Raw genomic sequence first — 12,848 nt, forward strand, 5'->3', positions numbered from 1 at the left:
CAGTCGATCATCCGGCCGACGCGGCGGCTCGGCGACCGGCCGTCTCGACGGAGATCTCCGCGACCGGCACCCAGGGTGCCGCCCGTGGAGACCGCCGCGTGCGGTCAGCAGGACCAGGTGACGCGGGCGACCTGGCCCGTGGAGAAGGAGACCGATCCGCTGCCATCGCCCCAGCACCAATCGTGCGGGCGGCTGACGTTGAGGTACACGGGATGGTTCGGCCACGCGGTGCCGCTGCCGCCCGTGCTGACGCCGTTGGTGCCGGTGACGGCCCAGTTCACGGGGGCTCCCTCGGCGACCAGTCTCACCTGGCACTCGTAGTCGCCCTGTTCCATGGAGCATCCGCTGACCGCGAGGCTGCCCGGCTGCTGGTGGGAGGGTGCCGACGGGTGCGGCCGATGCTGGCCGGGCCGCGCGTGGTGCGTGGGCAGTGCCGCCGGGCTCGTCGCGGACGGCGTCGGGGTCACGGACGGCGTCGGCGTGACGGTCGGGGTCGGCGTCGGCGAGGCGCTCTTGGCGGTCGGTGAGACGTCGGCCGAAGGGGAGGACGTGCCGCCGTCGTCGGACGGAGAGCCGCCGGGGGCGGCCGCGGCGGCGTGGCCGTCGGCGGGCCGCTTGCCGCCCGACCCGCCCGAGCCGGGTGACACGAGGAAGAAGCCGCACAGGACGAGGACGCCGCCGGCCGCCGCTGCGGCGACGACCCATACGCGCGACGCCTTCCGCGACCGCTGCTCGGGCTCCGACGGCGCGGGCGGCGGGGGCGGCGGGGGATCGAGGCGCATCGCGATCGTCGCCCTGGTCGGGGCGTGCTCCGGGGAGAACGCCGTGGCCAGGATGCGGCCGCGAAGGTTCTCCGGGACGGCGGCAGCCGGCATGGCGCGCAGGAGCTGCGCCGTGGGGACGTCGCGGTTCACCCGCAGAGCGCAGATGGGGCAGCCGCTGATGTGCCGCGCCAGCGTCACGCAGCGCACCGCGTCCAGTGGCTGTCCGGGCGGGCCCGCCAGGGCCGGGACGCTGGGGCAGTCGTCGCGCCCGGTCGCCGCGACGACCACGGCCGCGAACGCGTCGTCCAGGTCGTTGCGGGCCTGCTCGACCAGCACCGACGCCTCGTGCGGCGTCTTCGCCAGGACCAGGCCGACCTCCTCGGTGTCCAGGTCGTGCCGTACGGCCAGGTCGAGCGCCTCGCGCTGCTGTCCGCTGAGCGCCAGCAGGGCGGCGTGCACGAGCGCGCGGGTCGCCTCGTCGATGCCACCCTCGGCGTCGGCCTCTGGCGCCCGCCGGCGGTCGGCCGGGAGCTCCACCCGCCGGCGCATGGCCTCGGCGCGCGTCGTGGCGTACAGCCACCCCCGGAACAGCCGCTGGTCGGGGAGCGCGGAGATGCGCTCCCGCACCATGATCAGCGAGTCGTGCACGGCCTGCGCGGCCGCCTCCTGGTCGCGCAGCAGGACGTGGCAGTAGTCGAACAACCGCGCGACGTACGCTGAGCACAGCTGAGCGAGGGCGTTGGTGTCGCCGGCGCCGAGTGCCCGTGCCAGCCGTTGGTCATCGGCCCTGTCGATACCCGGCCAACCGGCCACGTTGATCCTCCCCGCTGATCGGTTCGTGTCCCCCATAGCCCGGTCGTCCCAGGCGTACCGTACGGTTCACGAATCCTGCCATCAACGGACTGGATATTCGCCGTCTTCCGCGATGAATGTGTTCATGGTGACAGTGCCGCACGGCCCGTTCCGGCACCGGAGGTGCTTCGGTCAGGGGCGACCGAAATCTCACGCGGCCAGGTCGCCGGTGCCCGATCAGCGGGACGGGACCGTGCCCGGCTCCGTCAGCGGTTCTCGATCAGTGCGACCGGGACCGTGCGCGGAGCCATCAGCAGTTCCACTGCACGCCGGCCGACGCGCCGGAGGAGAAGGACACCGAGCCGCTGCCGCCGCCGATACAGATGCCCTGGTACGTACGGGACACGGTGACGTGGGCCGACTCGCCGGCGCTGAGGTCGCCGCTGCCACCGGCTTTGATGGCCCCGCTGGTCCCGCTGACGGCCCAGTGCACGGACCCGCCCTGCGCGGTCACCGTCACGCTGCAGTGGCTCGACCACCCCATGTTGCATCCGGAGACGGACAGTGTGCCCGTGGTCGTCGGCGGCTGCGCGGGCGTCGTCTCGGTCGGAGTCGTCGTCCCGGGCGAGTGGGTGCTGTGCTTCGGCTTCGGGGTCTTGCTCTTCGACGGCGTCGGCGTCGGCGTGGGGGTGCCCGACTTCTTGGTCTTGGACGGCGACGCGCTGCCCGGCGAATCGGACGGGGAACCGCTCGGCGAGTCGCTGGGCGGAGCGGCGACGGCCTGGTTGCCGGAGTTCTCCTTGCCGCCCGAGCCGGGCAGTACGAGGAAGATCCCCGCGAGGACCAGGATGCCGAAGGCGGCCGCGCCGACGGCGACCCACACGCCCGCCTTGCGGCGTGGTTCGTCGTCGGGCTCGTAGTCGGGTGCGGGCGCCGGCGGGTCGGACCGCATCGCGACCGTCGCCCGCATGTCGGCGTACTGGGGCGTCGCCATGCCGAGCACGCGTGGCCGCAGGTCCTCCGGCACGGCGGCGATCGGCATCGCGTGGAGCAGCCGGGCGGTCGCTACCTTCCGGTTGGCGCGCAGCCCGCAGATCGGGCAGTTCCCGATGTGGCGCGCCAGCCTGCCGCAGGTGTCGGCGTCCAGCGGCCGGTCCTCCGGGCCGGCCAGCGCCGAGACGCTGGGGCAGTCGTCGCGCCCGGTCGCCGCGACGACGACGGCCGCGAACGCGTCGTCCAGGTCGTTGCGGGCCTGTTCGAGGAGCACCGACGCGTTCTGCGGCGTCATGTTGAGGATCTCGGCGAGCTCGTGCGGGTCGAGTTCGTGCCGCAGCGCGAGGTCGAGGAGCTCGCGCTGCTGGCCGCCGAGCACCATCAGGGCGGCGTGGACCAGCCGCCGCGTCGACTCGTCCGTCTCCACGAGGCCTTCGGCCTCGCGCGCCTTCTGCCGGTTCTCGGGGATCCCCGACTCGGCGCGGCGGCGCAGGCATTCGGCCCGCGTCACGGCGTACAGCCATCCCCGGAACAGCCGGGCGTCCGGCAGCGATCCGATGCGTTCCTGGATGATGATCAGAGAGTCCTGCAGACCTTGCGCGGCCAGATCCTGGTCGCGGAGCAGCACGTGGCAGTAGTCGTACAGCCGCGCCGCGTAGGCGTCGTAGAGCTCCGCCATGGCGGTGGTGTGACCCGCGCGCAGAGCCTGTGCCAGCCGCTGGTCATCGGCCCTGTCGGTCGTCGGCCACCCGGCCACTGATCCTCCCGTTGTGCTCGCCGAAACGGACCCAGACGCCTCATAGGCATCTTTGGTTCACGCATCCTGCCACCAATCGCGGGCCGATAGGCCAGTTTTGGTAGCAAATGTGGCATAGCTGACAACGCGTAGTGATCGATTCCTGCGTTGTGCGGGAAACCCTGACGCTGAGTGACCGAATTGATCAGGTCGTCAGGTCCGGGAAGTCCTCCTCGCGGTACTCGCCGGCGCGGCGTTCCTCGCCCTCCAGGCCCCGCAGCTCGACCCGCCGGATCTTCCCGGAGATGGTCTTCGGCAGCTCGCCGAACTCCAGGCGGCGCACCCGCTTGTACGGGGCCAGCCGTTCCCGGCAGTGCGCGAGGATCGAGCGCGCGGTCTCGGCCGTCGCCTCGTGCCCGGACGCGAGGGAGACGTACGCCTTCGGCACGGCAAGGCGCACCGGATCGGCGGCGGGCACGACGGCGGCCTCGGCCACCGCGTCGTGCTCGAGCAGCACGCTCTCCAGCTCGAACGGTGAGATCTTGTAGTCCGAGGCCTTGAAGACGTCGTCGGTGCGGCCGACGAACGTGACGTAGCCGTCGGCGTCCTTCGAGGCGACGTCACCCGTGTGGTAGTAGCCGCCGGACATCGCCTCGTCGGTGCGCCCGGCGTCGTCGCGGTACCCGGCCATCAGCGCGAGCGGGCGCTCCGCCAGGTCGATGCACACCTCTCCCTCGTCGGCGGGCTCCCCGGTGACCGGATCGACGAGCGTGATCCGGTAGCCCGGCAGCGGACGGCCCATCGATCCCGGCTTCAGCGGCTGCTCCGGAGGGTTGCCGATCTGCGCCGTCGTCTCGGTCTGGCCGTAGCCGTCGCGCACGGTCAGGCCCCACTGCTCGCGGACCTGCTCGATGATCTCCGGGTTGAGAGGCTCGCCCGCCGCGACCGCCGTACGCAGGCTCAGCCGCCACGCCGTCAGGTCCTCCTGGATCAGCATGCGCCACACCGTCGGCGGCGCGCAGAACGTCGTCACCTCGCACCGCCGCATGACCTCCAGCAGCGCGGGCGCGCCGAACCGGGTGTAGTTCAGGACCAGCACGCAGGCTCCGGCGTTCCACGGCGCGAAGACGTTGCTCCACGCGTGCTTGGCCCAGCCCGGCGAGGAGACGTTGAGGTGGACGTCACCGGGTCGCAGGCCGATCCAGTACATCGTCGACAGATGCCCCACCGGGTACGAGGCGTAGGTGTGCTCGACCAGCTTCGGGCTGGCGGTCGTCCCGGAGGTGAAGTAGAGCAGCAGCGTGTCGCCGGCGTGCGTCGTCTCGCCGACGGCGTCGTACGGCTCGTGCCCGTACGCGTCGGCGAACGTCAGCCAGCCCTCCGCCGGGCCCACGGAGATCCGCCTCCAGTCGCCCTCCAGGCCCGTGAACTTCGCGGTGTCGGCGGCGCCGGCCACGACGTGGGAGACGCCGCCGCGCTCGATCCGGTCGCGCAGGTCGTCCGTTGTCAGAAGGGTGGTCGCCGGGACCACGACGGCACCGAGCTTCATCGCCGCGAGCATCGTCTCCCACAGCTCGACCTGGTTGCCGAGCATGAGCAGGATCCGGTCGCCGCGGCGTACGCCCCATTCGTGCAGCCGACCGGCGACCCGGCTCGACCGGTCGGCGAGCTCGGCGAAGGTCAGTTTCAGCTCGGAGCCGTCCTCCTCGACGATCCACAGGGCCGGCCGGTCGGGGGTCTCGGCGGCCAGCACGCCGTCGAACCAGTCCAGCGCCCAGTTGAACCCGATGACGTCCGGCCAGCGGAAGCCCCGGTAGGCGGTCTCGTAGTCTTCGGCGTTCGCCAGCAGGAAGTCGCGGGCGGCTCGGAATGTCGCGACGTCAGGAGTCATGTCGCGAATCTTGGCACCTCACCCGCGCGTTCCGTAAGGGCTCTGTCACTCCCTCCGGAGGTTGAACGGCCTCAGCAGGTCCAGGTCAGCGAGACCGCGCCCGTGGGGGAGAAGGAGACACCGGACTTCGCCACGGGCGGGAGCGCGGCGCACGCGGCGATCGTGTCGGCCGTGACCGACAGGACGGCCGACTGCCCCGCCGCGAGCCTGCCGCTCGTCGGGCCGGTGAGGTTGACGTACTGTCCCCGGCTCGCCGACCAGCGCACGGTGCCGCCCCGCGCGGTGAGCTTCACCGTACGGGAGTCGCCGGTCCCGGTGGACGCGACGACGAGCGTGCCCGGGGTCGGGTTCGCGGTCGGCGTCCGGCTGCGGGTGGGCCGCGGCGTCGCCTTCCGCCTCGACGGTGTCGGCGTCGGCGTCCTGGACGTACGTGTGGGGGTCGGCGTGGGCGTCGTCGACGTCGGGGACGGGCCGGGGGAGTCCGGGATGTCCTCGGCCGACGGGCTGTCGGACGGGCCGGCGGTCCCGGCAGCGGCGGGGCGCCGCGCGTCGCCGGACGGGTGCCGGGAGGACGAGCCGCCGGTGACCAGGAAGATCGCGCCGGCCACCAGGAGGACGCACGCGGCGGCGCCCACGGCCGGCCACAGCGGGGGCACACCCTTCCGCGCGTCCTCGGGGGCCGTCCGGACGCGTTCCGCGTTCGCCGGCCAGCCCCAGGCGTCGAACGGCTCGGCGCGCTGCGCGAGATGCATCCGGGTCTCGTGCCGGTCCGGGGCGGCGGCCAGGGACAGGACGGCCTCGCGCAGGCCGGAGGGGAGCGCCGCGACCGGCAGCACTTGCAGGAACCGGTTCGTCGACACCTTGCGCGTGCGGCGCTCCCGGCAGGTCGGGCAGGAGGCGGTGTGCCGGACGAGCTTCCGGGAGACCTCCGGCGGCAGCGGCCACTCGTGCTCGTCGACCAGCGCGGCGACGCTCGGGCAGTCGTCCCGGCCGGTGCGCGCGATGACGGCGGCGGCGAGGGCGTCCTCGAGCTCGTCGCGGGACTCGGCGACCAGCTCGATCGCCTGCTGTGCCGAGACGCCGAGAACGCCGGTCAGCTCCTCGGCGGACAGCTCATGGCGGACGGCCAGGTCCACCGCCTCGCGGTGCCGGCCCGGCAGCCCGGCAAGGGCGCTCTGCACGAGCCGGCGGGTCTCCAGGCGTCGCCGCCGCTCATCGGCGTCGAGGAACGTGTCGTCGGCCTCCTCGGTGGCCGGGTGCCGCTCCGGCGGCGTCTCCGGATCCCGGAGCAGCCGCAGGCACTCGTTGCGTACGAGCGTGTAGAGCCAGCTGCGGAAGCGCTCCGGCTCGCGCAGCTTGTCGATGTGGACCAGTGCGGCGATCAGGGAATCGTGGAGCGCGTACGCCGCCAGGTTCTCGTCGCGCAGCAACGCGTGGCAGTAGTCGAACAGACGTGGCGCGTAGACGTCGTATATTTGCGCGAGCGCGTTGGCGTCGCCGGCGCGCAGCTCCTGCGCCAACCGGCGGTCATCGACGCGACCGAGACTGGGCCAACCGGCCACAGCGACCTCCCGGAGGTGTGGTGTCGGACGCGCCCCCGGAAATAAGAAGGAGGCCCGACGCCCCGCTCCCGTCGGGCCTCCACATGAAAGACGCCGCATCGGAGACCACGGTTCACACGATCTCCAGATTTTTTTCAGCCGACTCGGCGGTCGGGTCGCCGAGCCGGATTTCCGCAGGTCAGTGCGTGATGCGCCGGGCGATCGTGTTCAGGAAGATCCGCTGGATCTCCTGGGGCTTCATCGCCTGGTACGCCGCGCCATCGGTCTCCGCGGCGATCCGCTGCATGGACGCCATGTCGACGTCCGGGCCGAACCCGATGAACAGGACCATGATCGGTTCGGTCGGGTCCTGCTCCTTCCGCAACGTCCGGAGCAGGTTGCTCAGCGAGATGCCGTTGACGTCGTCGTTCTTGCCGTCCGTCAGCACGAGGACGGAGTTGTAGTAGCCCGTCCTGTACGTCTTCTTCATCGACCGAAACGCCGCGAGCACCGAGTCGTACAGCCCGGTGTTGCCGTCGGGCTTCGGCCGTACGCGGCCGAGCGCGGACAGGATCGCCTGCCGTCGCGTCCCCGACCCCAGTCGGGTGGACAGCGGGCCGATCGGCACCTCGGTGCGGTAGTCCTGGGTGCCCTGCAGGTTCGTGGAGAACGTCCACAGCCCCAGGTCGGTGTCGTCGGGCAGCATCGCCAGGCCGCCCTGGGCCACCTGCGCGGTCGCCTCCATCCGCGTGACGCCCTTGCCGACCGGCTGCGACATGGACCCGGACACGTCGAGGAGCGTCAGCATCCGGGTGCGCAGCGACAGCTTCGTCCAGGCCTGCATGACGTCGGTGACATCGTTCGACGCCGGCGTCGGCAGGGCCCGCGGGATCCGCGGGCTCAGGCCGCTCGCGCTGCCGAACCCGGTGCCCGCTCGGCCGTCGGGCGTACGGAAGCCGAGGGCGCGCACGGCGGCATGGGCCTGCTCGGTGCTCATCGCCTTCTCCAGCAGCGCCGCCGCGCGGACCTTCGTGTCGTCGTCGGTGGTCAGCGCGAAGGGGTGGTCGAGGTTGAGCATGCCCTCGTTGGGATAGATTGCGCTGGCCGGCGCGGCGGGCTTGCCCTGGTTGTACTTCCACACGGCCTGCTCGGGCGCGATCACCACGGGCGCCCGGCCGTGCAGGTTCCGGTGGAAGCTGGCGAACAGCGCCTGGGTGTTCGGCGAGATGCTGTTCTGCACCTTGCGGGCGATCTGGGTGAAGATGGCGTCGGCGTTCGGGTCGCCCTGCAGCAGCATCCGCGTCATGACGACCGCGCCGAGCCCGCCCGCGTTACGGCTCGGGTCGAGGATCTGCAGGTGCACGGAGTCGGCGGGCAGCATGTCGTTCTTGCTGACCGCGCCCGCGGCGAGGGCGTCGGTGGCCTTGAGCAGCATGTCCCAGGTCGGCCGGATGCCCTGGCCCTGGATCTTGTTGGCGAAGGTCCGGGTGGTCGCGACGACGAGCGGGGTCTCGGCCACGCTCGTCGGCGTGCTGTTGACGGCGGCAGCGCCCTTCGGGGAGCTGCGCATCAACGTGATCCACAGCGAGGAGTCCGGGATCCACACGTCCGGGGACACGTCGCCCGGCACCGCGCCCTGACCGGACAGGATCGTGGACGTGCTCGCCGGGTCGGCGGCCTTCACCGTCGCCTTGACGCACTTGCCGTCGACGGAGTGCCTCTCCTTGGTGAACGACGTGGCGATGTCGCTGACCGCCGGGGCGATGTCCGGCGCCGCGGCGACCTTGAGGTTGATCGGCGTGCCGCCGCACTTGGTGCTGTCGGCGAGCGCGTACACGCCCGCGCCGAGCAGGATGGCCAGCCCCACCGCACCGGCCAGCGGGCCGACCAGGGCACTGATGGAACGCCGTCGCTGAATCCGGCGCCGACCGGTACCGGGAGGCCCCGATCGGCCCTCGTCGGAGCCGCCCTGTCCCGGCCCGCCGGAGCCCGGACGCCCCGGCCCTCCGGGACCGCCTTCTCCCGGGCCGCGACCCTGCCCGCCCGGGCCGCCCCCCGGCTGTCCCGGCCCGCCGCCGTAGCCGGAGCCACCGCCGGGTCCGGCCAGGCCGCCGCCCTGCCGGCCGAAGAACCCGCCGCTCGCCACGTACGAGGGGGAGCCGTCGTGGTCGCCCGGCTGATTGCCACTGGGTCCGTAGGGATCGTTGCCGTAGGGGTCGTTGCCGTAGGGGTCGCGCTCACCCGGGCGGCCGCCACTGGGCCCGTACGAGCCGTTGCCGTAGCCGTCACGTTCGCCCGGCTGATTGCCGCCCGCTCCGTAGGAGCCGTTGCCGTAGGGGTCGCGTCCGCCCGGCCGACCGCCGGGCCCGTACGAGCCGTTGCCGTAGGGGTCACGCTCGCTCGGCCCGCCGCCGCCGGGTCCGTAGGAGCCACCGCGGTGGCCGTCGCGCTCGCCCGGGCCGGAGTTGCCGGTGCCGTAGGGAACGTTGCCGTAGTCGTTCCCCTCGTTCGGGGCCGGGCCGGGGCCGCCGGCGGCGCCGTAGGCGCCCCGCGCGTCCTGGCCGGGACCGCCCCACTCGGGCGGGCGCGGCGCGAAGGGACCGGAACCGTCGCCGTACGCCTGGGGTCCGGTCGTCCGACCGTCTCCCGACGGCGGATGGCCGTCGCCGGGCGTCTCACCCGGGGGCATGTCGTTGCGGCGACGTCGGCTCACGGCTGTCCCATCTCGCGGCGGTCTGGGCTGAGTGTAGAGCGGAACTGTAGCGGTCTTCGCAATTCGTAACAAAGATGATCAAATACGATGATGCCGCAGGTCAGTCCAGTAAAGATCCACTGCAAACCCTGCGGTGTCCCGTCCCGGAAGCTCTTTTCCGGTATCCGGAGCGCGCCATCACCCCCCGAGACCGCGCCGGACCGGGGCGTCGGCGTTCATACCGTCCGTTCACCGCCTCGCCCGTGGAATGTGGTCACTCTGTCACCCGGAGTCGCACCGGCCGTCCCGCACTGACGATGCGGACCGACTTGTCAAGCACGCGTCAACCCGCCGGTGACTCTCTCCCGTCCGCGGCCGTTCCGGCCACCGCCGGCCCCAGAGCGATCGGCCCGGCGCGCGTCGGGCGGCCGCCCATCAGGTACGGCGCCAGGCCGGCCCGGTGCGGTCGCCACCGCCCGTGACCCTGGTCCCATCGGTGACCCTGGTCCCGCCCGTGGCGGCGGTCCAGGCCAGTGCCTCTGCACCGACCGCGACGCCCGCGCCTCGGCCGCGTCCGAGGCGTCGGCGGTGGTCACTCCCGGCATAGCGCGATACTGAAGGTCATGGCCCGCCTGATCCCCGTGACCGACCCCGCCGACCCGCGACTCGCCGACTACGTGCGCCTTCGCGACGTCAACCTGCGCAAGAGCCTGGAGGCCGAGCACGGGCTGTTCATGGCCGAGGGGGAGAAGGTCATCCGGCGGGCGGTCGCGACCGGGTATCCGGTGCGGTCGGTGCTGACGGCGCGGCGGTGGGTCGAGCCGTTGTCCGACGTGTTCGGCGACGCTCCCGTGTACGTCGCGGACGATGACGTGGTCGAGGCGGTGACCGGGTTCGCCGTGCATCGCGGGGCGCTGGCCTCGATGGAGCGTCTGCCCCTGCCGTCGGTCGGCGCCGTGCTGGCCGGTGACGTGCCCGCCCGAGGGGTCGGCGGGCGAGGCGAAGGTGACGCCACCCATTCCGCGAGCGGCACCGGGCCTGCCGGAGGGGCCGGCGACGATGGGGGCGACGGTGGCCGGGGACGTTCGGCGCCCCCGCGCCGGATCCTCGTGCTCGAGGATCTGGTGGACCACGGCAACGTCGGGGCCATCTTCCGGTGCGCGGCGGCGCTGGGGATCGACGCTGTGATCCTCTCGCCCCGGTGCGCCGACCCGCTCTACCGGCGGTCGGTGAAGGTGTCGATGGGTGCGGTGTTCGCCATTCCGTACGCACGGATGGCCGACTGGCGCGACGGCCTGGCCGAGGTGCGCGCCGCCGGGTTCACGCTGCTCGCCCTGACTCCCGACCAGTCGGCGGTGCCGCTGCACAAGGTGCCGCGGGGCGAGCGGGCCGCCCTCCTGCTCGGTACGGAGGGCGACGGGCTGTCCTCGCGCTGGCTGCGGGAGGCCGACCATCCGGTCTGCATCCCCATGAGCGCGGGCGCGATGGAACTGGGCGTCGACTCCCTCAACGTGGTCGCCGCCACGGCCATCGCCTGCCACGAACTGATCCGCGACTGAGCCCGCGCTCCGATGTCATTCGGGTGGAGACTCGCTCCAGTACGGATCGGTGACGCCGCCCGGTGAGGCGAGCCCGGCGATGTCCCAGCCGGCGAGGCGGGCGCCGGCCTGGTAGGCGCTCTCGTAGAACGCCAGCACGGCGGCGCGGGGATCCGGCTCGGCCCGCGCGTCGTCGTACCGCAGGACGGCCAGGTGGCCGCCCCGCAACGGCGTCCACTGCGCGGCCGCGGGGGCCAGGGGCTCTTCGGCCAGCCCGCCGGGCTCAGGCGCCGTGTAGGAGTAGAAGGCCGGCTCGGGGAACGCTTCGTCACCGAACCAGAAGCCGAAGCTGATCACCTCGCGGGAGTACGCCTCGCGGGTCACCGGATCGGCCTCGGGCGGCTGGTCGACCACGCGGTCGGAGAACCGTGTGCACGCGATGTCGAACGTGTGCCAGAAGTGGTGGACCGGGCTGATCTTCCCCGAGTAGCCCGCGGCGAACTCCTCCAGCAAAAGGTTCACCTGGCTCAGCACCTGCCAGTACCGCGTGGCCAGGTAGGGGTCGTACGCCCTGTGCTCGGTGTCCTCGGCGAACGGCCGGCCGGAGTCCGGCAGGTCGAACGGCCGCGGGATGGCCAGGTCGACCTCGACCCCCAGGTGGGCCAGCACTCGCAGGGTGTCCCGGTAGAACGCCGCGACCGACCGGCCGGACAGCGGGAACGACGCCGCCTCGCCGTCCAGCGTGGAGACGATCAGCCGATGGGCGACGAAGTCGAAGTCGATGGCGAAGATCGGGCCGCCGTCGGCCCGGCCCGTCGGCCGTGTCGTCAGTCCGCGTCCCGTCAGGTGGAAGGGAACGCCCCACCAGTGGTCGCGCCGAATCCCGGCGGCGAGCCTGACCTTCCCGACCACCTGGGCGAAACGGTGAATCGTCTCCTTGGTGTCCTGCCATTCGGCGAGCGGCATCGCGGGGAACAGCTCCATGCGATCCCTCTTCCCCGCACGGGCCGCGCCCAGACCTGCGGTAGGTCCAGCGGCTCAATCCGAAATAGGGCTCCAGGCTCTGTATGCGGCGTTATCCGGACCCAATACTGAGCACCCGGACCGGTCCTCTCCGCCGCTTTTAATCCCCCGAAAGAGGCTTTTGTGGCAAAGGTTCGTCTATTCGCCTCCGCCCTCGCTCTCACGTCGCCGCTCGTCCTCGCAGCCGCGACCGGTGCCCAGGCGTCCACCGTCTCCTCGTCCGCGGCCGTTCCGGCGAAGCCCGCCGGCACGGTGTCGGCGGCCGCGGTCACGAAGACGGTGAAGCTGGTCACGCAGGAGCAGTCGACGTACTACTACTGCGCCCCGGCCGCCGGGCGCGCCGTCGCGTCGACGTGGATGCCGAAGAAGTCCCTGCCCAGCCAGAAGACGATCGCCGGGTACATGAAGACCAAGGCGCCGAACGGGACCGGCACCGCCTGGGTCGCGATCGGCGTCAACCGCGTCATCCATCGCGGCTCCTACTACCAGAACCTTCATCCCACGTCCGCGGGCTTCACATGGAACGCGGTCACCTACGCCATCGGCACCGCGAAGCACGCGGTCATCGCCCGGGTGCTGGTCGGCGCGAAGCCATGGGGGCCGCATTCGAGCGACAAGGCCGGCCACGTCATGGTCATCTACGGCTACCACTCCGATTCCCACGGGAAGCAGCTGTACTGGTGGGACCCGGCGGACAACACCTTCCACCACTCGTCGCTGAGCTCGTCCTGGACCGCAATGTCGAAGGGCGGCAAGAACCTCATCGGCTTCTACCCCAGCTGAGCCGGACGCCCGCCCGACCAGGGCATCCGTACGGTAACGGCCGGTCCTCTCCGACGCTTCGGAGGGGGCCGGCCTTTCGCGCGTCCGGGGCGGCC

General features: G+C 72.1%; 8 protein-coding genes. 2 read left to right on the top strand and 6 right to left on the bottom strand.

All coding sequences use genetic code 11. The annotated features are described in order from the left end of the window. Nucleotides 1-104: 104 nt before the first annotated feature. The 5 genes from AB0I04_RS13605 to AB0I04_RS13625 form a co-directional block, all read right to left on the bottom strand. Complete coding sequence (locus tag AB0I04_RS13605; protein WP_360883316.1) at nucleotides 105-1,577, bottom strand: sigma-70 family RNA polymerase sigma factor; 1,473 nt, start codon at nucleotides 1,575-1,577, stop codon at nucleotides 105-107. Nucleotides 1,578-1,866: 289 nt separating this feature from the next. Then, on the bottom strand, nucleotides 1,867-3,306 hold the full coding sequence (locus AB0I04_RS13610; RefSeq protein ID WP_360883319.1) for a sigma-70 family RNA polymerase sigma factor: 1,440 nt from the start codon (nucleotides 3,304-3,306) through the stop codon (nucleotides 1,867-1,869). Between the two features lie 184 nt (nucleotides 3,307-3,490). Then, entirely contained in the window at nucleotides 3,491-5,176 is a 1,686-nt protein-coding gene (locus tag AB0I04_RS13615) for an AMP-binding protein (protein WP_360883323.1), read from the bottom strand. 71 nt (nucleotides 5,177-5,247) lie between these two features. Next, on the bottom strand, nucleotides 5,248-6,738 hold the full coding sequence (locus AB0I04_RS13620) for a sigma-70 family RNA polymerase sigma factor (protein ID WP_360883326.1): 1,491 nt from the start codon (nucleotides 6,736-6,738) through the stop codon (nucleotides 5,248-5,250). A 178-nt stretch (nucleotides 6,739-6,916) separates the two neighbouring features. Next, nucleotides 6,917-9,430 carry a substrate-binding domain-containing protein gene (locus AB0I04_RS13625; protein ID WP_360883329.1) on the bottom strand — a complete coding sequence of 838 codons (2,514 nt, stop codon included), beginning with the start codon at nucleotides 9,428-9,430 and terminating at the stop codon, nucleotides 6,917-6,919. A 602-nt stretch (nucleotides 9,431-10,032) separates the two neighbouring features. Between AB0I04_RS13625 and AB0I04_RS13630 the strand changes: the two genes are divergently transcribed. Next, nucleotides 10,033-10,968 carry an RNA methyltransferase gene (locus tag AB0I04_RS13630; RefSeq protein WP_360883331.1) on the top strand — a complete coding sequence of 312 codons (936 nt, stop codon included), beginning with the start codon at nucleotides 10,033-10,035 and terminating at the stop codon, nucleotides 10,966-10,968. A gap of 15 nt (nucleotides 10,969-10,983) precedes the next feature. Here the strand turns inward: AB0I04_RS13630 and AB0I04_RS13635 are convergent, their stop codons facing one another. Beyond that, nucleotides 10,984-11,931 carry a DUF5996 family protein gene (locus tag AB0I04_RS13635; protein WP_360883334.1) on the bottom strand — a complete coding sequence of 316 codons (948 nt, stop codon included), beginning with the start codon at nucleotides 11,929-11,931 and terminating at the stop codon, nucleotides 10,984-10,986. Between the two features lie 162 nt (nucleotides 11,932-12,093). Here AB0I04_RS13635 and AB0I04_RS13640 point away from each other — a divergent pair, with 162 nt between their 5' ends. Further along, a complete protein-coding gene (locus tag AB0I04_RS13640) occupies nucleotides 12,094-12,753 on the top strand; it encodes a C39 family peptidase (RefSeq protein ID WP_360883337.1) in 660 nt (219 codons plus the stop codon). Nucleotides 12,754-12,848 lie beyond the last annotated feature (95 nt).

The sequence above is a fragment of the Actinoallomurus sp. NPDC050550 genome (genome assembly GCF_040655075.1).
Lineage (GTDB): Bacteria > Actinomycetota > Actinomycetes > Streptosporangiales > Streptosporangiaceae > Actinoallomurus.